This window comes from Vibrio sp. V43_P6S15P86 (assembly GCF_009904725.1).
GTDB lineage: Bacteria > Pseudomonadota > Gammaproteobacteria > Enterobacterales > Vibrionaceae > Vibrio > Vibrio diabolicus.
In genome coordinates, this window is the sequence record NZ_WXWT01000421.1 from 1 (window position 1) to 21,458 (window position 21,458).

General features: G+C 46.5%; 24 protein-coding genes. 18 read left to right on the forward strand and 6 right to left on the reverse strand.

All coding sequences use genetic code 11. The features are described 5' to 3' along the window. The 8 genes from CAG69_RS19100 to fliJ all read left to right on the forward strand — a co-directional run. On the forward strand, positions 1–677 hold a 677-nt coding region (locus CAG69_RS19100; RefSeq protein WP_161445696.1), incomplete at its 5' end, for an OmpA family protein. Further along, a complete protein-coding gene (locus CAG69_RS19105; RefSeq protein ID WP_161445697.1) occupies positions 677–2,008 on the forward strand; it encodes a sigma-54 interaction domain-containing protein in 1,332 nt (443 codons plus the stop codon). The genes CAG69_RS19100 and CAG69_RS19105, both read left to right, overlap by 1 nt. Positions 2,009–2,023: 15 nt before the next feature. After that, a complete protein-coding gene (fliE, locus tag CAG69_RS19110; RefSeq protein WP_046875752.1) occupies positions 2,024–2,380 on the forward strand; it encodes a flagellar hook-basal body complex protein FliE in 357 nt (118 codons plus the stop codon). Between the two features lie 3 nt (positions 2,381–2,383). Beyond that, positions 2,384–4,132 (forward strand): flagellar basal-body MS-ring/collar protein FliF, encoded by a 1,749-nt coding sequence (fliF, locus tag CAG69_RS19115; protein ID WP_031780427.1) that lies wholly within the window; start codon positions 2,384–2,386, stop codon positions 4,130–4,132. Further along, on the forward strand, positions 4,101–5,114 hold the full coding sequence (locus tag CAG69_RS19120) for a flagellar motor switch protein FliG (protein ID WP_161445698.1): 1,014 nt from the start codon (positions 4,101–4,103) through the stop codon (positions 5,112–5,114). The genes fliF and CAG69_RS19120 overlap by 32 nt, the downstream gene beginning before the upstream one ends. Before the next feature lie 4 nt (positions 5,115–5,118). Beyond that, positions 5,119–5,874: a flagellar assembly protein FliH gene (gene fliH, locus CAG69_RS19125; protein ID WP_161445699.1), complete on the forward strand. Its 756-nt coding sequence runs from the start codon at positions 5,119–5,121 to the stop codon at positions 5,872–5,874. Next, a complete protein-coding gene (gene fliI, locus CAG69_RS19130; protein ID WP_005394843.1) occupies positions 5,867–7,213 on the forward strand; it encodes a flagellar protein export ATPase FliI in 1,347 nt (448 codons plus the stop codon). The genes fliH and fliI overlap by 8 nt, the downstream gene beginning before the upstream one ends. A gap of 24 nt (positions 7,214–7,237) precedes the next feature. Then, the gene (gene fliJ / locus CAG69_RS19135; protein WP_005384016.1) at positions 7,238–7,678 is read left to right on the forward strand and encodes a flagellar export protein FliJ; all 441 of its coding nucleotides are present in this window, start codon (positions 7,238–7,240) and stop codon (positions 7,676–7,678) included. A 16-nt stretch (positions 7,679–7,694) separates the two neighbouring features. On the opposite strand, the gene CAG69_RS19140 is transcribed toward fliJ, so the two are convergent. After that, positions 7,695–8,753 carry a S1 family peptidase gene (locus CAG69_RS19140; protein ID WP_161445700.1) on the reverse strand — a complete coding sequence of 353 codons (1,059 nt, stop codon included), beginning with the start codon at positions 8,751–8,753 and terminating at the stop codon, positions 7,695–7,697. A 73-nt stretch (positions 8,754–8,826) separates the two neighbouring features. Beyond that, positions 8,827–9,720, reverse strand: a complete 894-nt coding sequence (locus CAG69_RS19145) for a LysR substrate-binding domain-containing protein (RefSeq protein WP_161445701.1) — start codon at positions 9,718–9,720, stop codon at positions 8,827–8,829. 128 nt (positions 9,721–9,848) lie between these two features. Here CAG69_RS19145 and CAG69_RS19150 point away from each other — a divergent pair, with 128 nt between their 5' ends. The 6 genes from CAG69_RS19150 to CAG69_RS19175 all read left to right on the forward strand — a co-directional run bounded on the left by CAG69_RS19150 (position 9,849) and on the right by CAG69_RS19175 (position 14,826). After that, positions 9,849–10,772, forward strand: coding sequence for a DMT family transporter (locus CAG69_RS19150; protein WP_161445702.1), 924 nt, complete (start codon positions 9,849–9,851; stop codon positions 10,770–10,772). 99 nt (positions 10,773–10,871) lie between these two features. Beyond that, a complete protein-coding gene (locus tag CAG69_RS19155) occupies positions 10,872–11,318 on the forward strand; it encodes an SRPBCC family protein (protein ID WP_005394850.1) in 447 nt (148 codons plus the stop codon). A gap of 83 nt (positions 11,319–11,401) precedes the next feature. Further along, positions 11,402–12,154 carry a phosphatase gene (locus CAG69_RS19160; RefSeq protein WP_161445709.1) on the forward strand — a complete coding sequence of 251 codons (753 nt, stop codon included), beginning with the start codon at positions 11,402–11,404 and terminating at the stop codon, positions 12,152–12,154. A gap of 155 nt (positions 12,155–12,309) precedes the next feature. Next, positions 12,310–12,699 carry a cytochrome b562 gene (locus CAG69_RS19165; protein ID WP_005394852.1) on the forward strand — a complete coding sequence of 130 codons (390 nt, stop codon included), beginning with the start codon at positions 12,310–12,312 and terminating at the stop codon, positions 12,697–12,699. A 176-nt stretch (positions 12,700–12,875) separates the two neighbouring features. Beyond that, positions 12,876–13,235, forward strand: a complete 360-nt coding sequence (locus CAG69_RS19170) for a hypothetical protein (RefSeq protein WP_080955965.1) — start codon at positions 12,876–12,878, stop codon at positions 13,233–13,235. 151 nt (positions 13,236–13,386) lie between these two features. Further along, positions 13,387–14,826, forward strand: a complete 1,440-nt coding sequence (locus tag CAG69_RS19175; protein WP_161445703.1) for a PepSY-associated TM helix domain-containing protein — start codon at positions 13,387–13,389, stop codon at positions 14,824–14,826. Between the two features lie 57 nt (positions 14,827–14,883). On the opposite strand, the gene gloA2 is transcribed toward CAG69_RS19175, so the two are convergent. From gloA2 to CAG69_RS19190, 3 genes are all read right to left on the reverse strand, one after another. Then, positions 14,884–15,267 carry an SMU1112c/YaeR family gloxylase I-like metalloprotein gene (gloA2, locus tag CAG69_RS19180; protein ID WP_161445704.1) on the reverse strand — a complete coding sequence of 128 codons (384 nt, stop codon included), beginning with the start codon at positions 15,265–15,267 and terminating at the stop codon, positions 14,884–14,886. 11 nt (positions 15,268–15,278) lie between these two features. Continuing rightward, on the reverse strand, positions 15,279–16,208 hold the full coding sequence (locus CAG69_RS19185; protein WP_033906703.1) for a LysR family transcriptional regulator: 930 nt from the start codon (positions 16,206–16,208) through the stop codon (positions 15,279–15,281). 77 nt (positions 16,209–16,285) lie between these two features. Next, a complete protein-coding gene (locus CAG69_RS19190; protein WP_161445705.1) occupies positions 16,286–16,759 on the reverse strand; it encodes a hypothetical protein in 474 nt (157 codons plus the stop codon). Positions 16,760–17,034: 275 nt separating this feature from the next. Here CAG69_RS19190 and CAG69_RS19195 point away from each other — a divergent pair, with 275 nt between their 5' ends. The 4 genes from CAG69_RS19195 (at position 17,035) to CAG69_RS19210 (ending at position 20,791) form a co-directional block, all read left to right on the forward strand. Beyond that, the gene (locus CAG69_RS19195; protein ID WP_005384002.1) at positions 17,035–17,718 is read left to right on the forward strand and encodes a spondin domain-containing protein; all 684 of its coding nucleotides are present in this window, start codon (positions 17,035–17,037) and stop codon (positions 17,716–17,718) included. Positions 17,719–17,727: 9 nt separating this feature from the next. Further along, positions 17,728–18,423 (forward strand): spondin domain-containing protein, encoded by a 696-nt coding sequence (locus CAG69_RS19200; RefSeq protein ID WP_005383999.1) that lies wholly within the window; start codon positions 17,728–17,730, stop codon positions 18,421–18,423. Positions 18,424–18,569: 146 nt separating this feature from the next. Beyond that, a complete protein-coding gene (locus CAG69_RS19205) occupies positions 18,570–19,301 on the forward strand; it encodes a response regulator transcription factor (protein WP_161445706.1) in 732 nt (243 codons plus the stop codon). 116 nt (positions 19,302–19,417) lie between these two features. Further along, a complete protein-coding gene (locus CAG69_RS19210; protein ID WP_161445707.1) occupies positions 19,418–20,791 on the forward strand; it encodes a sensor histidine kinase in 1,374 nt (457 codons plus the stop codon). 30 nt (positions 20,792–20,821) lie between these two features. Here the strand turns inward: CAG69_RS19210 and CAG69_RS19215 are convergent, their stop codons facing one another. Next, positions 20,822–21,337: a superoxide dismutase family protein gene (locus CAG69_RS19215; protein ID WP_161445708.1), complete on the reverse strand. Its 516-nt coding sequence runs from the start codon at positions 21,335–21,337 to the stop codon at positions 20,822–20,824. Between the last annotated feature and the right edge of the window lie 121 nt (positions 21,338–21,458).

Genomic DNA, 21,458 nt, shown 5'->3' on the forward strand with positions numbered 1-21,458 from the left:
GTCAAAGTGCCCCTTGGTCTGGTGAGCTTTATAGAAAAGAGTTTGCCACCCTTGATTTTACTAAGCCATCCCAACGATTTGTCTTCAGCAAAGGTGCTGATGAACTCATGGATTTAATTGCTACTGGTAATTGGGTGACGTTGTCACTAAAGGGAAGTGATGCTTCCTCTTTGTCAGAGATTGTGATTCCGACTATTCAAATTCAAAACGCGCTCAAGTCATTTAATGCCTGTCGAGCGCGTTTGCCTAAGCTTTCGTTTTCAGAGGCACGAAATCTTGTTCTGTCTTTTGACTTTGGTCAGAAAGCGCTAAGTCGTAAGCAGCAAGAAACGCTCGCAGCGTTAAATAGCTATGTATCTGTTGATGATCGTGTAACCAAGATTTTAATTGACGGCCACACGGATAACGTTGGTTCTAGTTTGGCGAACCTTTCAGTATCACGTACTAGAGCAGAGCAAGTTGCCGAGGCCTTAGTTGAACTTGGTATTGATAAATCGATGATCGAAACAAGAGCGCATGGTTCTCGTTACCCAATTGCCAGCAATAGTTCGACGAAGGGCCAAGCGAAAAATCGACGTGTAACGTTGCGCCTAGTGAGAGATAACGAGCGAACGGCAGTGAAACACCACCCTGATGTACAACAACAAAATCAACAAACGAAAGTTAAGGTTCAATGATGACGAAAACGAAAATTTTGTTGGTTGAGCCGAATGAAGCTCTTGCTCAACCAGTATTGGATGTGTTGCAAAATGCAGGTTACACCGCAAAACACACTCGTACTGGCCGAGGCGCATTACTTGAAGATCGAGCAGAAATCACTCTTGTGAGCTCTACTTTACCGGACATGTGTGTCCGCGAGTTTGTTGCTTGCCACCAAAAGCAACGTAACTCTGGTGTTGTTATCGCTATTGTCGATCAAGAGCAGGGAATCTTGGCGGCTGAGACGATGAAATCGGGAGCAACCGATTATCTATTACGCCCATTTGAAGCGAATCAGCTGCTCAATTTACTGAAGCGCGTTGAAGCGCTAGGTAAGCCAATGGCCAACATTGTTGCGGAATCTTGGCGAAGCAAACAGGTACTGCAATTGGCGCATCGTGCCGCTTGCACTAGCGCCAGTGTGTTAATTACAGGCGAATCGGGAACGGGTAAAGAAGTGCTGGCTCGATATGTGCATGAGCACTCTCCACGTATTGATGGTCCATTTGTGGCGGTTAACTGCGCTGCCATTCCAGAGTCGATGCTAGAAGCGGTTCTATTTGGTCATGTCAAAGGTGCCTTCACAGGAGCGACTAACTCTCAAAGCGGTAAGTTTGAAGAAGCGAATGGCGGGACGATTTTGCTAGATGAAATCGGTGAAATGTCCCCTGCAGTTCAAGCCAAGTTATTACGCGTTCTTCAAGAGCGTGAAGTGGAACGCGTAGGCAGCCACAAGGCGGTGAAGCTTGATATTCGTGTTATTGCGGCAACCAATAAAGACTTACGTGAAGAAGTTCAAAAAGGCACATTCCGTGAAGACCTTTATTATCGATTGGATGTTTTGCCTCTGCACTGGCCGCCTTTGCGTGAAAGAAAAGAAGACATTTTACCGATCAGCCAATTCTTTATTGAAAAGTATCAAGATAGCAGTCGCTGTCATCTATCCCAAGACGCGATCAGTGCGCTGAGTCAGTATCACTGGCCAGGCAATATTCGTGAGTTGGAAAATGTCATTCAGCGTGCATTGGTCATGCGTCATGGTGACTACATTACTGCCCATGATCTGATGCTGCCTATTGAACTTGTTGCGCCAGTTCCATCCGCTGAGCCAGCTTCAAGTTTTGGTCATGTAGAAGCGAAGAAGCAGGCCGAATATCAATTTATTTTAGAAAAATTACGTCAGTTTGGTGGAAACCGAACGAAAACCGCAAACGCGCTTGGAGTATCAACTCGAGCGCTACGCTACAAACTCGCAGCCATGCGAGAACATGGTATTGATTTACAGTCGGCACTAGGCTCGGCTGCCTAATAGGAGAAAAAATAGATGGCAAGTCAACCTACTCATGCGGTCTCGGCAGAGCAACTTATGTTGTCAAAAATGCAGGCGATGCAGGCACAAGTGCAGCCGCCAGAGTTTATCGTGAGTGCAAATCCTTTAGATCAACAATCACTAAACGCACCATTATCGTTCTCACAAGCGATGACAAATGTGTTGGAAACAGTGAATCAACATCAATCAGTGGCTAGTCAAAAAATGACGGCCGTAGAAACAGGAAAAAGTGATGACCTAGTTGGTGCGATGGTCGCTAGCCAAAAAGCCAGCTTATCATTTAATGCTTTGATGCAAGTGCGCAACAAAGTCGTGACCTCATTTGAAGATATTATGAAGATGCCGGTGTAATTCATGTCAGAACTAACCCCCCAAGTCGCCGGAAATACAGCCATGACCTCCGGCTCAGCACAGACATTTTCTACTGCGAATAGCATGGACGATGTAACAACGAAGCTGAAGCAAATCTGGTCGAGTAGCCAGAGAAACCTAGTGTTATCTGCCGTACTCGCTGCGATTGTTGCGGCAATCATTGTGGTCGCTCTTTGGAGTTCCTCACAAAGCTTCCGTCCACTGTATAGCCAACAAGAACGTTTTGATATCGGAGAGATTGTCTCGGTATTAGAAAGTGAAGGTGTGAGCTACCGTATGCAAGAGCAAAATGGCCAAGTTCTTGTGCCAGAAGGCGAAGTTGCGAAAGTTCGCATGTTGCTTGCGTCAAAAGGTGTTAAAGCCAAACTGCCGACAGGTTTGGATTCGCTTAAAGAAGACAGCTCTCTCGGTACAAGCCAATTTATGGAAACGGCGCGTTACCGTCATGGTTTAGAAGGTGAGTTAGTACGCACTATCATGTCTCTGAATTCAGTGGCGAATGCGCGTGTTCACTTAGCTATTCCTCGTCAAACCTTATTTGTTCGTCAAAACAGCGAGAACCCTTCAGCGTCAGTGATGCTTGAGCTGAAACCTGGCGAAGACCTCAAGTCTGAGCAAGTTGAAGCAATCATCAACTTAGTGGTTGGTAGCGTGACGGCGATGAAGCCTGAATTTGTATCTGTTATCGACCAATATGGCCGTTTACTCAGTGCAGATGTTGCTTCGGCGGAAGCAGGTAAAGTCAATGCAAAATACCTTGAATATCAAAAGAACGTTGAGAAGCAGATCATTCAACGCGCAGCAGACATGCTTACGCCAATTGTGGGTCCGAGTAACTTCCGTGTGCAAGTTGCTGCCGATATGGACTTTAGCCAAGTTGAAGAAACGCAAGAGATTTTGGATAACGCACCTGTCGTACGTAACGAGCACACCATTCACAACAACTCAGTTGACCAAATCGCGCTAGGCGTACCAGGTTCTCTAAGCAACCAACCGCCAGTAACTGGTGAAGAAGTAGAAACGAACGATAGCCAAAACACCAACGCACGCTCTGAAGTAAACCGTCAGTATGCAGTGGGGAGTAGTGTTCGTCGTACTCAATACCAACAAGGTCAAATTGAGAAAATGAGCGTGTCGGTACTGTTGAACTCGAAAGCCTCTCCGGATGGTGTTGCTTGGAGTGAAGCAGATAAAGAGCAGATTTCAAATATGATCATGGATGCTGTCGGTATTTCTGCGGCACGAGGTGACAGCTTAAGCTTGATGAGTTTCAACTTCACTCCAATTGAAATTGATGCGCCTCCTGCGCTGCCGTGGTGGCAAGACCCTACAGTACAGCAGCCAATACGTTACGTTATCGGTGGTTTGTTAGGCTTGGCGATGATCTTCTTCGTACTACGCCCATTGATCATGCACCTCACTGGCGTTGATAAGCCAGTACCAGAGTTAGACTTTGCAGAGCCGCAAGAAGAGCCTGATTACGACAACCTGCAAACGCGTGAAGAGCGTGAGCATGAAGAAGTGCTTGATCGCCGTCTATCAGAAAAAGGTATCTCAGCCTCTTCCGGCTTAGATGTAAACAGCGACATGCTGCCTCCAGCCGGTTCGCCACTAGAGATTCAATTGAAACACCTACAGCTTATTGCCAATGAAGAGCCAGAGCGCGTAGCCGAAATACTGAAACAATGGGTAAACATCAATGAACACAGTTCCATCAAAGCAGACGCTTAGTTATGTAGAACAAACCGCGCTCGTGCTATTAGGCATGGGCGAGGATGCCGCTGCGAAGGTTTTACAGCACTTTAGCCGTGATGAAACCCAGCGGGTGACTCGTGCAATGGCGAAGTTGAATGGCATTAAGAGCGATTCCGCTCGCGGCGTTATTCAAACTTTCTTTGAAGACTTTCGTGAGCACAGTGGCATTCGTGGAGCTTCTAAAGAATATTTGTCCAATACGCTACGTAAAGCATTGGGTAATGATTTGGCAAAAGGGCTGCTGAATACGCTGTATGGTGATGAAATTCGCAACAATATGCAGCGCTTACAGTGGGTGGAAGCAGAAACGCTTGCTCGTTTCATTGTGAATGAGCACCCGCAAATGCAAGCGATTTTTCTTGCGTATTTGCCAGCCGATAGCTCTTCAGCGGTGTTGAAGCACCTGCCACAAGATTACCATGACGAAATCTTGTTCCGAATTGCTCAGCTGCAAGACATCGATCATCAAGTTGCTATTGATTTGCATGAGCTCGTTGAGCGCTGCATTGAAAAAGTATCTGCAAGCCAAAGCACACCGCTATCTGGTGTCAAGCAAGCTGCTGACATCATTAACCGCTTTGAAGGTGACCGTGGTTCATTGATGGAAATGCTGAAGTTGCATGATGAAGATGTTGTTAATGCAATTGAAGAAAACATGTTCGACTTTATGGTTCTTGGCCGACAACGCGAAGAAACTATGGACATGTTGGTGCAGCAAATCCCGCTAGAGTTGTGGGCAGTTGCGCTAAAAGGTTCCGATATTACCTTACAACAAGCTATTAAGCGTTCAATGCCGCAACGTATGGTGAAAGCGCTAGAAGATGACATGGACGCACGCGGCGCTGTTGCGTTAAGTCGAGTTCAAAAAGCACGTCAAGACATCATGCAAATGGTACGTGAGCTGGATGAATCTGGTGAAGTTCAGCTGCTTCTCTATGAAGAGCCAACGGTGGAGTAAGGTCATGCTAGAGACAAAATCAAGTACTATGCGATTGCCTCCGAGCGGGTATCGTTTACACCGTTTTCCGCCTTTAGCGCAACCTAAGACTATCGAAGACGAATTCGGGCTAGATAACCAAGGCTGGCAAGAACCTCAAATAGATATCCAACAGCAACTTGAAGAAGGTTTTCAACAAGGTTTGCAACAAGGACATGAGGAAGGCTTACGCCAAGGTATCGAACAGGGCAAGCAACAAGGTCTGTTGGAAGGCCAAAAAGAAGGTTTCCAAAAAGGCTTTGTTTCCGGTGAGCAGTCTGGAAAGCAAGGTTTTTTGGAGGCGGCGAAGCCTGTCAATGAACTTTTTCACGCCCTTTCTCGTTGGCAAGATGAAAAAGAACAGCAACAACGCCATATGATTTGTGAGCTGGTACAAAAAGTGGCTCAGCAAGTGATTCGTGCTGAGCTCACTTTAATGCCTCAACAGATCCTTGCTTTGGTGGATGAGACATTGTCTGCCATGCCAGGCAAAGCGGAAACCGTAACCGTGCATTTAAATCCGCAGGATTTAGAACGAATTACTCACATTAATGCTGATCTACCACAATCTTGGAAACTGGTGGCTAATACGGAACTTCCGATTGGTGGCTGCCAACTAGTGACCGATGATGCAGAGGCGGATGCAAGTTGCGACTCTCGTTTAGAAGCCTGTATGGACAATGTAAAACAACACCTTTTGGATGAAGTTAGTATTCCGCAGGTAGAATCAGAGCATGAGTAATACCTTAAGCCATGAGCTATTGAGTGAGCGTTTGAGCGAAGCATTGGCTTCGCTCGATTCAATCCCTGTTGCTCGCGTGACAGGGCGCTTGATTAAAGTAAACGGCTTAATGTTACAAGCCGTTGGGTGCCGGTTTAAACTGGAGCAGCGCTGTCTCGTAGAAACCGCAGAAGGCGACATGATCGAAGCGCAAGTGGTGGGCTTTGAGCACACTATTGCTTACCTAATGCCTATTCGGCGCTTAGGTGGCTTATTTGCTGGTGCGAAAGTCATTCCTCTGGACGGTGACAGTACCGTGCAGTTAAGTGCTCAGTGGTTAGGGCGAGTGCTGAATGGTTTAGGTGAGCCGTTGGATGACGGGGCACCGCTTAAAGGGGGAGATCGTGTTTCACTTGAACCAAAACCGATTAACCCATTGAAGCGACGTCCTGTTGATACCCCACTCAACGTTGGGGTGCGCGCAATCAATGGACTCTTGACCGTCGGAAAAGGGCAACGCATTGGCTTAATGGCGGGCAGTGGTGTCGGTAAAAGTGTTTTAATGGGGATGATCACCAAAAACACCGAAGCCGATGTGATTGTGGTCGGTCTTATTGGTGAGCGAGGCCGAGAGGTACGCGAGTTCATCGAACGAAACTTAACCCCAGAGGCGCGCAAGAAGGCGATTATCATCGCAGCTCCTGCTGATGAATCCCCGCTGATGAGGTTAAGAGCGACACTGCTTTGTCATCGCGTTTCCGAGTATTTTCGAGATCAAGGCAAAGATGTTCTGTTGTTGATGGACTCTCTCACTCGATACGCCATGGCACAGCGTGAAATCGCTCTTTCGCTTGGCGAGCCTCCGGCATCTCGCGGTTATCCGCCCTCTGTCTTCAGCGTGTTACCGCAACTCCTTGAGCGTGCGGGCAACAGTGAAAATCAGCACGGTAGCCTAACCGCAATTTATACCGTGTTGGCGGAAGGGGACGACCAGCAAGATCCTGTCGTGGATTCTGCGCGTGCTATCTTAGATGGGCACGTTGTATTATCGCGTCAACTTGCCGAGCAAGGGCACTATCCTGCCATTGATATTAATGCGTCTATCAGCCGTTGTATGAGTACCTGTACACAGGAGGCGCATAGCACGATCGCGAATAATTTCCGCCAGATGTACTCCAACTATCTTCAGGTGAAAGAACTGCTGCCGTTAGGAGGCTATCAACCGGGGCAAGATCCTGAATTAGATCAATCTGTTGCTATGTATCCAAACTTACGTGCGTATTTACAACAAGCAGCCAATGAGTCAGTGGATTACCCAACCAGTTTGACCGAGCTCGCGCAGCTTTTTCAAAGTGCTTAACCAAATGGGAGTGGTATCGTTGAGATGAAATCCAAGTTAAAAGCAGTGGGTAAGCTGCAACAAATGGAAGAAAAGCAACGTGATCGTGTGGGTCAACAACTTGATGCCATGCGTCAGCGTCACTCCCATCTTTCAATGCAATTGGAACAGTTATCGGCGTTGAAAGGCCACGCTGGACAATCAACCCGAACCGGCCCGACGCTGACGAGCGCGGCTTTGATGAACTTTAATCGTGTTGACCAAATGCTACAAAGAATGCTTCGTCACCACGAGCAAGAGCAAGCCGTTATGCAAGCGGAATGTGCATCTGTACAGAAAACGCTAGAACACAAGCACGCACGCGTTCAAGGGTTAGAAAAAGTGCTTGAACGTTGGCGTACTAAGCAGAACTATGAAAAAGCGAAAAAAGAGCAAAAGATGATTGAAGACATCATTAACTCTCGCGTTAAGCGCAAGATATTATGATGTCTTGTTGACGCTACTAGGAGCGCGAATAATTTCTGCGGTGTCTTAGCCAACCAAACCAGCCTCCAAGCATGATCAACCCTGATCCGAGAGCACCGCCGCCACTGCTGCCGTTGTTACCAAAGCCAGATGTGTTGGTATCGACAGGCTCAAAGCCAGAGTCCCCTTCGCTATGATAATCTTCCGAACTTGCTAAGAGGGCGTTATAACTGGTTTTTACACCTGAGCTGGTTTGGGTCTCAATCCATGTTGCATAGTTCAAAATCTCGGTAAACACACTTGGAATCGCAGCGGATTCGCAAACTGAAGAACCGTAGCTCACAATGCCAATTTGCTGATACATGCCATTATTGTCTTGATAGGTGAGAGGACCGCCTGAGTCACCACGACAGATACCAGTGTAGCTTCGTTCAGGAAATCCATTCGCACATAAACTTTCCTGAGCGTTAAACCCTGTTACTAACGAAGCGCATTGGGTGTCGGTAAGGGGTTTTACTTCTGCCCAGCGTAAATAGTTAGGGGTGCTTTCATCATTGGTCGCGGTCTGACCTAAACCGAATATCTGATAAACTGACTTGCTGCTGTAGTCTCCAAAGTCTTGCGGTAAAGTGATGGATTGGACGTTATCGGTGATAGGTCTAGTCAATTCAAGGACAGCGATGTCATTAATCCATAAATCGCTAGGCACATAATCAGGATGAATCGTGATAGAGCGAACATCTTTGAATTCTTCAACAAACACGTCATTCATCGTAGGGTTTTTGACTAGCACTCGTAGATCGTTGATTGTCCAGCCATCAGTAAAAACGCTTGGTTCTACGCAGTGGGCCGCAGTTAAAATGAAGCGGTCGTTTACAATGGTTCCCCCACAAATATTGGCAAACTGATTAGCGTCGGTTTTATGTAGAATAAGACGTGCAAAAAAAGGAAGTTGGTTTTGGGTAGCCTGCTGCCCCCCAATAATTGCCGTGGAGATCCCTTGTTCTGAAAGGCGGTTATCATTTTCTGCTTCAGCGGTCGTACTCAAAGATACTGCAAAACAGAGTGCGCTTAGCCATATTTGATACTGCTTCATAAACCATCCTTGGATGAAAAGTGCTCTTCTAACTTTATACTAGTTTTTCAGTGAATGTGCTTAACAAAAGTTTCTAATAGTTGAATGATTGTTGTAGCCAAGATCGCAACAGATGAAACGATTCAAGCTTTAGCTTGTGTGGCGGGCATACAAAGTAAAGCTGTTGATGAGGATTAATGACGGGTTCACCCAGCTCGATTAGCTGACCATATTTGATGTCATCCTTCACAAACAAGCGATGAGTGACCAATAACCCCAAACGACGAGTTGTGGCCTGGACGGCTTGTATCGACATGTTAAAAGTGATTGGTTTTTTATTTTTAGGTCGCTGGATACCCGTCGCGTCCTGCCACACGTTCCAGTCATTTTTTCTTCGCTCGTTAGTAACTTCAATGATGGGATACTGCTTTAAAAGTTGAGTGATGTTTGAGTCTTTTGTCTTCGCTATCAATTCAGGACTGCACACCAAAACCAGTTCATCTTCACTGAGCTTTTCGCAGTAGTAATCCTGCCATTCTTCGGGATTTCCATGCACCAAGGCCGCGTCGATACCTTCTTGTTCTAAATTGAATCTGCCAGACAGGTTTGATAAACGAACGTCTAATTGAGGAGCAAACCCTTGTAAATCTGACATTCGAGGAATCCACCAGTGAAGAGCCAATGAATTCACCATATTGAGCGTAACACGCTGCAAGTTCTGATCTTGGATGAGTGCTTCCGTTGCATCGACAATTTGCTCTAAAGCGGGTGCTACCTTTCTGTAATACTTTTTACCGTCCGCATTGAGTTGAACTTGTCTGCCTATGCGATCAAATAGAGGCTTGTTGACTTGAATCTCCAGCGATTTAATTGCCTGACTTACGGCTGAGTGGCTCACACTTAATATCTGTGCTGCTTCTGTCATGCTGCCAGACTCAGCTACTGCAACAAATGCGTAGATGGACTTTAAGGGGACTAGTTTCCGCATAATTTAAAAACCGTAGCTGGTGATAGATAAGTTAAACTGTAAGTTTTTCTTACATCAATGGTTAATATTACTCGCTATTTACGATAAGTGATGTCTTTTAAAATGCTCCATATATTAAGGAGTATTGAATGAATGCTGTAAATAAATCTATCCTTTTCATGTTGATGTCTACGTTAAGCTTATCTGTTACTGGACTGTTAGCAAAGCAGTTGTCAGGCGAACTTTCCGTCACACTATTTAGCTTCTTACGTTTTTTGGTGCCTGCGCTTATCTTGCTTATCTTACTTCGTGTGAAAAACCTTACCATTCCTAAAGCGGGCACGCTAAAGCCTATTTTATTGCGTGCTCTTTGTATCGGTTTGTCACAACTTTGCTTTATTGCGTCATTACAAACGTTAACGCTCGTTGAGGGGGGCGTTTTGTTTGCTACTGGCCCATTATTTATTCCCTTGGTTGAAAAGCTGTTCATGAGGGGGCGCATTCGTGTTTCAACATTGGCGGCTTTAGCAATGGCGTTCACTGGTGTGGTTATGTTGGCGGGCGGTGGAAGTGAGATCACATGGCGAGCGGATTTATTACTCGGTCTAGCTGGTGGACTCTTCAATTCCGGCTCTCAGCTTACGCTATATAAAGTGAGTAAAACTGATATGTCGCCATTAGAAATCAACTTTTGGGCGTTTGGGTTTGCTGCCGTATTTCTGTTACCGCTAACGTTGTTTAACGACATCGATGTTTTCCTCAAAGCCAATGTGATGGAATCTACTGTTTCTTCTAATATGCTGTGGCTCGGTGTGATGTCCCTGATGATCATTAACACCCAAGTTTTCCGCTCCAAAGCGTATCAACTGGCAAGCAGCGGCTCTCAACTTGCACCACTTATTTTTACTAACCTACTGTTCACCGCGGTTTGGCAGAGTGCGTTTTTCGATGACCGAATGAGTCAAAGCCAAATTATCGGGATGAGTTTAATCGTGCTCGCAACCATACTGAACACATGTTGGGTTCGCTTTACGGCGCATCGTGGTGACAGGTTACAAGCGAGAACTTCTTAGCCTGTCGGAAAATAGAGGATTAAATAAGGCAAATCAGAGGTGAGGTTTGATTTTTTCTGACAATGAACTAGCGTCAAGAAAGGTTCAGGGAGAGAAATAATGCTTACGCTAAATTATTACGTTGAGATTTCGGCTACACCGCAACGGGTGTGGGAAGTGCTAACCGATGCTGAGTTATACAAACGCTGGGCACAGGCTTTCTCACCCCAGTCTCAATTTGATGGGATATGGGAAGAAGGGCAAGACATCACTTTTTTTGATCCCGATATGGGCGGAACGCGAGCGACTATCGATATCGTGCAACCGCAACAGCGCCTTGAATTTCATCACATTGCCATTTTTAATCCGGATAATAGGCAGCAACTGGATGGAGATTTAGCATCTAAGTGGATTGGATCACGAGAGATCTATCAGATCGACACCAACAGTGATCGTTTGTTACTCAATGTCACCATTCATACGCACAGCGACTTTGTTTCTATGTTTAATCACGGATGGGAAAAAGCGTTGCCCCTAATAAAAGCCATCAGTGAGGAGCAAGCTTAAGTCTGATACTCATCTTGGGCTGACGGTACGTCACGTGTAGGTATACAATAGCACGCAAGATAGCGCACCTAAGAGAGTGGATGATGGAATTTAAAGTTGATACCCATACACATACGTACGCCAGTGGTCATGCGTACAGCACCTTGATTGAAAATGCAAAATTGGCGAAAGAGAACGGCTTGGATATGTTCTGTACGACCGATCACGCAGAATCAATGCCGGGCGCGCCGCATTACTGGTTTTTCTCCAACCAAAAAATCCTGCCTCGATTTTTAGACGGTATCGCGATCATTCGGGGTGTGGAATCCAACATTCTTGATACCGAAGGCGACATCGATATTCCGCTGAGTGTCGATCGTAACCTAGATTGGGTTATTGCAAGTTTCCATGAACCTGTTTTTCGTCCTGCAAACAAAGAAACTCATACGGAAGCACTCATTAATGTGATTCAAAACGGTCGTATTGATGCGCTTGGCCATCTTGGGAATCCAAATTTCGACTTTGATTTTCAGGCCGTTTTAGCGTGCGCGAAAGAGTATAATGTTGCGATTGAAATCAATAACACCACGCTAAAAGGGAATAGCCGAGTGGGTAGCGTAGACCGTTGCCACGAGATTGCACAAATCGGTAAAGATCTCGGTGTCTTCTTCACAACAGGAAGTGATGCGCATTTCTGTAATGATGTTGGTAATCTGGATTTGGTTGGAGAGCTAATGGATAAAGTGGGTATCGATAGCAAAAAAGTGATTACTCACACCGCCCAACAGTTTTTGTCTTTCTTGGCTCTGAGAGGCCGTAAGCCAATTCCAGAGTATGACGACATTCGCAACGCATAAACTTGATTACATTTTAGGTATGCACCTGGCGTAAGATTGCTTTACACTGCGAGCCGGAAATACTCAACTAAGCTAGTTTGTCGCCTTTTATGGCGTGGGTTATTTGGGTAAATAAAGCCGACACAGAATTCGGCACTATAAATGGAGAAGTGAAAATGTTACGTCCTTTAGTCCTAGGGTGTGCGATTGCGTTTGGCTCAACATACGCAATGGCGGAAGCGGTTGATTTAAAACAAAACATGAAGCAGATGAAGATGGAATTCAAACAGGCGGCAGAAGCATCGGATGTTGAAACCATGAAGTCTGCAATTGATAGCTTGCAAGCAATCGTCGAGCAATCTAAGCGCGGTAACTATCCACCAGAGAAATTCGATACCTACTTAGAAGGCTTTAATAAACTAACGGTAACGTTAGACAAGATTGAGGCAGACTTAGACGCTGGTAACCTGCAAGACGCGAAAGCACAATTACGTGAAATTGATAGCCTACGTGAAGAATACCACGACAAGCGTAACCCAAGTATTTGGAGTAAGCTGTTCGGCTAATCGCGATAAATGCTGGCAATAGAATATGAAAATAGCCTGCCGTTTTGGTGGGCTTTTTTGTGTCTGTCAATTGCGTTATTGAAGAAAAGCTGTGAGGTGGCAACCACTTATTGATCCTGTTTTTGAGCTAGCACTCAGAATTAGTTACGCTGAATTAAATTTGTTAAGTCACCGTTATGCGTAGATTAATTCCTTTTTATCGCTCCATGCTATTTGCTAGTGCTCTAAGTTGGGTGCTAGTGACGCTTATGCCTGTTATCAATGCTCATGGTAACAGCATGGGCGTGTGGGCGACGCTATGTACGCTTAATGGTTTTGAATTGGTTCAAATCGAAGAAAGTGACAATGCCGTCAGCCATAAAGGCAAGCCTTGTCCGTTTAGCCACTTCTCGACTTTTCATCACGATACACTTCCAACGACACCGATACTTTCAAGACAGAGCTTGGTGACTTCTGACAGCTACGCTTATTTGGCTCTAAGTGTGCGATTTGAAACACCAGTTCCTAGAGCGCCGCCAGTTTCCCTTTTCTCATAACGAAAACAATAACAAGTAAAGTCACATAACACTGCCACTTTGAGCAGTAGTACTCCCGAATCTAAGTCAATTAGCGCCACATACGAATGTGTATGTGCAGGATGCGTTTGACTGAATTTGGGTGTTCAACAATGAAAAAAGGAAAATACACATGTTGAGAAACTCGGCAAAGCCTCAACTCAAGGAAGCCTCACGCGCAAAATCCATCTACTTTATGACTTGGCGATGGCACTTCTACGCAGGTTTGTTCGTCATTCCATTTATGCTCATGCTTTCCCTCACTGGGTTGGTGATGTTGTTTGATGATGAAATCGAACTGGCTCGATATGAAGCGACATTACAAGTTTCACCACAAGAGCACATGGTTCCTGTCTCTGCACAACTGGAAACCGTCAAGCAGGCGTATCCCGATTTTAATGTCACTCAATTTGTACCTGCTAAAACGGCCGATATTGCCAACCGCTTCTCGATTCAAAACCAAGAAGGCAGCTCACTGATTGTTGCAGTAAATCCTTATACAGGAGACGTACAAGGCACCATTAATCGTGGTGACAGCATCTATGAACTGATGAACAGCATTCACGGTACGTTGCTCATCGGCGACCTAGGCGACCGTTTAATTGAAATCGCCGCAAGTCTGGGGATTTTGCTGTTGGTGTCTGGTTTGTACCTTTGGTTACCTAGAGACAACGCCAGCCGCGGCGGCTTTTTGAAAATTCGCCTTAACAATGGTCCTCGAATTTTGATGCGTGACCTGCATGCGAATTTAGGTGGCGTGCTGTCGATTGTATTGTTGTTCTTTTTGATTTCAGGTTTGTCGTGGGCAGGGATCTGGGGAGCGAAAATGGTACAAGCTTGGAATACCTTCCCAACCTATTACACATGGGGTGAGAAACCGGAATCCACACTGACACACAAAGATCTTAACCACGGTGCTTCAGAAGAGATGCCATGGAACTTAGAGCTCGCTGCTGTGCCAGAATCGAAAGAGAAGCCCGCTCATGATCATGCCAATATGAAAGAAGAGACGGCATACGCAGGCAGTCATGATGCGCTCTCCATTGATGATATCATCCTCAAGGCTGAAATGTTGGGCTTCACTGGCTATAAGCTGTTTTTGCCACGCTCTGAGACGGGCGTTTACACCGTTGCAGCTAACTCTATGGGCGGCGATATTTCCGACCCAAGACAAGATCGCACCAGCCACTTTGACCAGTATTCCGGTCGCTTGTTGGTGGATGTAACGTGGCAAGATTACAGCCTATTTGCCAAGTTCATGGCGGCAGGTGTGTCATTGCATCAAGGTGATGTGAGTATATTGAACAAAGTACTCAACGTAGTGTTCTGTTTGGCGTTCATCTTAATCTCAATCACAGGTGTGGTGATGTGGTGGATTCGTAGACCAAGTCGCAGTGCCGCATTGGGCGCGCCACCTAAGTTTCAACAAGACAGTATTTGGAAGCTTGGCTTAGTAACGTTAGTGATATTGTGTCTCGCGTTCCCGATGGGCGGTTTGGCAATTGTTACGGTTCTCGCACTGGATTGGCTGTTGTTCAACCGCGTTGAGAAACTGAAAACGGCGTTGAATTAGTAACAGACAAAGAATGGAATAATAAAAGAGCCTGCGAAGTCGAAGTGCTGGCTCTTTTTATTTCTGGTAAATCTCCAGTGGCAAGCCATCTGGGTCTTGGAAGAAGGTAAAGGCTTTGCCTGTAAATTCGTCAATACGAATTGGCTCAACTTCAACGTCATTCGATTCTAGGTAGACTTTCACTTGCTCAACATCATCAACCAAAAAAGCGAGATGTCGCAGGCCTTGCGCTTCGGGAAAGCTCGGTCTCTCAGGGGCGCCCGGAAAGCTAAACAGTTCAACTTGACTGCCGTCAGGTAAAGCGAGGTCAAGCTTGTAGGAGTCTCTGGCTTCACGATAGTTCTCGGCAATGACTTTCAGTCCTAACACTTCAGTGTAAAAGCGTTTTGACTTTGGGTAATCGCTGCAAATGATCGCGACGTGATGAATGGCATTAAACATGGTTAGCCTCTTCAAGCATGGTTAGTATCCTCGGAGACTAAATGCTCCTTAACGAAGTCGATAAACACACGCAGACGAGCGGGCATGTATTTGGTTTGCGCATACTGCATCGCGATAGCGCCATGATAGTTACTCTTGATCATCCAATCCGGCAGAACCTCCACCACTTCTCCTTGCTCTAAAGCGTCTTTGATCACGAAGTCATGGAAGATCCCAATTCCCAAGCCAGACTTAACCCCGTTCAAGCGCATTTGAGAATGGTTGACGGCGTAGCGTCCACTTACTGCAATCGAGTGGAACGCTTCCTCTTTAAAGAACGACCAGATGTTGTCTTTGTCGTTCTCGGCAAGGTAAATACAGTCGTGCTGCTCAAGCTCGGTTGGGTGCTCAGGCATACCGTGTTTGGCTAGGTAATCTGGAGAGGCACACAAAACAAGGTTGGTCTTGCTGATCTCTTTGAGGACCAGGTTCTCATCGGGTTTGTCGGTGAGCTTAAATGCGACATCAATTCCTTGGCGGAACAGATCGATCTCACCATCTGCTGCACGCAGCTTAAGCTGTATATTTGGATAACGTTCTAGGAATGGCAACACAAACGGTTGAAGCACCGAATTAAGAAATGCTTCAGGGGCTGCTACTGTGAGTGCGCCTGTTGGCTCGGCATGATCTTCCGCAGATAGCTCAACGGCTTGCTGTGCGGCATTCACCATTGCGATGCTTTGGTCGTAAACCTTTTGCCCTGCTTGAGTGATGATCAACTTACGAGTCGTGCGCTCAAACAGTTTGACCGAGAGGGCTTGCTCTAATCGTGTGATCAACTTACTTAAAGCCGATGGCGTCACGCCGAGTTGTTTGGCTGCAGCGGTAAAACTGCCTTCGTTTACCACTAAGATAAACGAAGCAAGATCAGGAAGTAGGGCAATGAGTTTTGGATTAACCATAATTGTTCAGTTCTGCGCAGCGGAATAACGACATTGTCTGGTACGGTTTCACGAGGTTCAAGTGTCACCGTCTCGCTTTAACGATATTTTGCCAAAAATGCATTGAGTGCAGGCAAGCCAGATTCACCAGTATGGTATTGCTGCCAACAGTGATAAATGGCCGTTTCGTGGTCTGCAATTAACTCGATAGCTTCTCGCTCAGCGATTGAATACTGCTGTGAAGCTTTCACTTCTTCATGCCACTCTCGATACTTAACCTCATAAGGTTCTACCCACTTCAAAAGAGTCGCTACCAACTCTTGCCATGGTAAACCAATCCACTTGGTTGCGTCTGCCAAGCCTTTATCTAGCATCTCTTGGTGTCGACTTTCGATATCCATGCCATTTGTCAGCAGTACCGATTTGAGCTTTTCTGCGGTGAGTTCTTCCACTTCAATCAAGGTTTTCCACAGCGTTTGTTGTTCACTTTGGGTGTAATGGCTCAAGTAGTGGTTGAAAAAAGCGATGCCGTAGATTTCGCCATAGTAGGCAGACAGAACGTTATGAATCATGGTGAGAATCGTGATTTAAACAGAGAATACCGCATTGTAGGAGGGGAAAGCGCGACGTGTAAATACAAAAAGTGCTGCTGACAGAATTCGAACAGAACTTGTGAGAATTTTATGAGAATTCGATGAAGTTGCTGATAGATTTGCTCGTCATTCTTAGAGGCAAGAACGCAAAACGTTCGAAACGTAATGCTTAACCTACTCAAGTCACGAACAATGAAGTAAAGCCGTACACATGGGCTTGGGTAGTTCAACCCTCATTTAAGGATGGAATCACAATGAAAAAACGTACCCAACTCGGACTCGTCATGACTTCAGTCGCTATGGCACTAGGCTCTGCATCAGTGAATGCGGCGGAATTGGAAATCACCGTGACAAACGCAACCAAAGGCATCTACTTTACGCCACTTATTGTCGCTGCACATGGTTCTGATCTTCAAATGTTCAGAACGGGTCAAGCAGCAACGCCAGAACTAGAAGCTATGGCAGAAGGCGGTGATATCTCTGGTCTTGCTAGCGTGATTGGTAACGCTGGTGGTGCGGTGGTTGAGAACCCTGCTGGTGGTATTTTGAATCCGGGTGTTGCAACCACCTTCACTTTGGACAGTGGTGACCACGGTTACCTTTCTCTGAGCGCGATGTTGCTGCCAACCAATGATGGCTTCGTCGGTCTGGATAGTTGGAAGATTCCAACGGAAGCGGGCACATACCGAGCAACGCTAAGAAGCTACGATGCTGGTACAGAAGCGAACGATGAACTTGCGTCTAGCATGCCAAACCCACCTTTCATTACCTTTGGTACTGGCGGCACAGGCGTTGAAGCGACAGTAACTAACGATAAAGTTCACGTGCATCCGGGTAACCTTGGTGATAGCGACCCAACCGGCGGCATCAGTGACCTAGACAGCAGCAGCCATCGTTGGTTAAACCCAGTTGCAACCATCACAATCGTTGTGAAGTAAGGGGGATGTATGAAATACAGAATCTTACTAGTAGCAGCTTCAGTCGGTTTGCTCGCCGGTTGTCCAAGCGATGATGATAATGACGTAGTGAAATCGTACCGCTACACCGTCAACGTGGCGAACTTGACTGCGAATCAACCTATGTCTCCGCTCGCGGTACTCACTCACAATGGTGACTACCAATTGTTTGAAATTGGACAAGCCGCATCTGTTGAACTTGAGCATCTTGCTGAAGGCGGTAGTAACGCCGAGCTGATTGAATTGATGAACAGCAATGACAGTGTTTACCAAGGTATTTCGGGTAATGGATTGGTGTTGCCGGGTGCATCGGACGAAGTCACCATCACGGTTGACCCTAGTCGTTACGGTTACTTGTCTGTGGCGTCTATGTTCGTGAATACCAACGATGCCTTTGTTGGCGAAACGGGGCTATCGCTCAAATCGCTCGCAGTGGGTGAAAGCTACGAAATGAGCATGAACGTTTGGGATTCCGGCACAGAACTGAACGATGAGCTTGCCGCAACCATTCCTGGCCCTGCGGGGGGCGGTGAGGGCTTCAATGCCGCCCGTAATGACAGCAATGACGTTGTTGCATTCCATGCGGGGGTAGTTAGCCAAGATGATGGATTAGCAAACTCAGCACTTTCTGCGAACCATCGTTTCTTGAACCCAGGTGCGAAAGTCACCATCACTCGAGTTGAGTAACACAGGCTCCGATGACGTCTCCTTTCCAAAGCGCTTGTAGCCGAGCGCTTTATCCCTCATGGCGTCATCGGAACCTTGTTTGAAAGATTTTCTAATTTGTTCCGGTCATGTGCAAAGTGAGGATACTCGAAGGCAAGGAAAGGACCATGGAACAACAGGCAATCAATTTAGTCGCGAACATCTTGTTGGTGGAAGATGACGATGATTTGGCAGAACTGGTTCAGATGCATCTCAAGTTTCAAGGACACCAAGTATCGCGAGCCACAAATGTCGCCGATGCTAAAGCGCAATATCAGCAACAACCCTTTGATTTATTGATCCTTGACCGAGGTTTACCAGATGGTGATGGTCTAGATATCTGCCATTATTTGCGTCAGCAACAAGATTGGAGCCCAGTGCTCATGCTGACAGCCAGAGACGGTGAAATGGACAAGGTTGACGGCTTAGAAGCGGGCGTTGATGATTACATCACTAAGCCATTTAGCGTACTAGAATTCCAAGCACGAGTGCGAAACGTGCTACGCCGAGTCAGCCAAACCGCAGAAGCAAAGGTGGCAAATGAGGTCCTCGACGATGCGATGGATTTTGGTCCGCTGAGAATTATTCCGGAGTTGCACCAAGTATCCTTAAACGATAAAGATGTCATGCTCACCGCGACGGAGTTTACGTTGCTGCAGTTTCTCGCGACTCGTCCGGGCAGAGTCTACAGTAAAGATGAATTGCTCGATCACGTTTGGAACACCAGTCATTCTGGTTATCACCACACTGTGTGTAGCACCATAAACCGTTTACGCAGCAAGTTGTCTTTGTCTGATTCTGATCATCACTTCATTCAAACCGTGTGGGGTGTTGGATATAAGTTTCAACCAAGACACTAATGCAAGAAAGTAAGTCAAAACATCAAGCCAAGACAGTAAGTCGGCAGTTGTTTTCACCGTCATTTTTCAATCATCACGGGTGTTTCAAAAACACCGCTGTTTAAGGAGGCGATAGGATGAGCTTCAAATCTCGCTTGGTAGTATTTACTAGCTTGTGGTTCTGTCTTGCGGCGGTGGTGATTGCACTGACTTACAATTGGCAAAAAGAAACCATTGAGTTACGGACTAAGCAAAGCCTGCACAAAGAGCTAGCCAGCCACATGCGTGATGATAATCCGCTGATGATCGGGACGGATTACAACCCTAAAGCGCTAAAGTCGATCTTTCATACCCTTATGCTGATCGGCCCTGATTTTGAAATCTATTTCCTCGATAGCCAAGGCAATATCACCACCCATGCTGCGCCAGATGGGGCAAAGCTTATGGACTCGGTGGATCTGAACCCCATTCAGCAATTCTTAAACAACGAACCGCTTCCCATATTAGGCGAAGATCCTCGTAATCGCGGTGAACACAAAGTGTTTTCTGTTGCGGCGATAGAGGAACTAGGCTCTACGGTCGGTTATCTTTATGTGGTGATTGGCAGTACCCGACATGACGCCATTGCCAATGCGCAAGTCGATACCCCTTACATCGCGCTGGCAGGATTGGTCTTAGTGTCCATTTTAGGCTTTGCTCTCGGGGCTTATGTGCTGGTCAAACGTAGCCTATTGAACCCGATTGAGCGTGTGACCAAGCAACTTCAACAGCAAGCCGAACATGATTTTCACCTACAACCTGACTTTACTTACCAAGTGCCGGAGCTCGTGCCGATTGCGCACTCTTATCAGATGATGGCGAAGCACATTCAGCAGCAGTTTTTACAGTTGGAGTATCAGTCTTCTCATCGCCGTCAAAGCTTATTGCAGCTCAGTCATGACTTAAAAACGCCGTTATCGAGCGTGCTTGGCTATCTGGAAACGTGGCGTTTGCAGCATCCTGGATCCGATCCGCTGATTGATGTCGCGTTCCGAAATTGTGAGAAGCTCTCAACTCAATTGCATTCTTTATTAGACGCCGCGCGTAAAGAGGAACCAATGCCAAACTACGAGTACCGCCCCATAGAGCTTGGCGCATTGATGGCAGAATGTGCCGAGATGATGCAGAGCCAGCTTTCTCGTAAAGAAGTGGTGTTGAAAGTGGATATGGATAGCGAGATCCAAACTGTGGGTGACAAAGGACTCTTAGAGCGGTTGGTATTGAACCTGCTTGAAAATGCGTTGCGCCACAGCCCACTCGGTTCGGAAGTGCATTGCCAAGCGCATTTGAGTGAGGATAAGTCGCGAATCCTGTTCACTTTTGTCAATCGAATTGATAAAGATGCCGTCGGGGGCGCATTAGGAATTGGTACAAAGATAGTGCAGTCAATTTTAATGTTGCACCACAGCTACTTAGAGACGTGCGAGACGGACACTGAGTATCAACAAAAATTCGCACTTCTCGCTACTTGAGGAGAAGCGCGAATTTGGCTTATCGAATGACTACTTAATAACGCCACATACAACGCGCGCACCGCCGCCGCCTAATTTAGCAGGATGGTCGGAATGATTGTCACCACCAGCATGAATCATTAATGCTCGGCCTTTTAAATCTGATAATTTTAGGCGAGGCGCGACAACGGGCTGATTAGCATTGCCATCCATGTCCATGTAGAGTGGAGGCAGGTCGCCTAAATGATTGTCATCGGTCCAAGGGTAGCCATGTTTCCCTGTGTTGCTGGGGTCATAGTGACCACCTGCTGCACCGCCAAGGACGGTTTTGCCATTCTTCTCCGCGCTATCGCACGATGGATTGGTGTGAACATGGAAACCGTGCACCCCTGATGACAAACCTGATAACTGAGGCATAAATACCACGCCATAGTCACTTTGTGAAATCTCAATGGTGCCAGCGCTCTTCTTGCTGTTGAGATCGGTCATCGCGACAGTCTGCGCAAGTACGTTAGGAGCGGCTACGAGAGTGGCAGCAACTGAAATGCATAGCAATCCTTTTAACATGGGACTTCCTTCTTTTTGGTTGTACGCTCAAGCACATATTAGTGAAAACTTCTCTTCCTTATGTCTGTTTAGCGGTGGGTTTATGTCAGAGAGTGATGTGTCTCACTCTATGGTCTTAAAC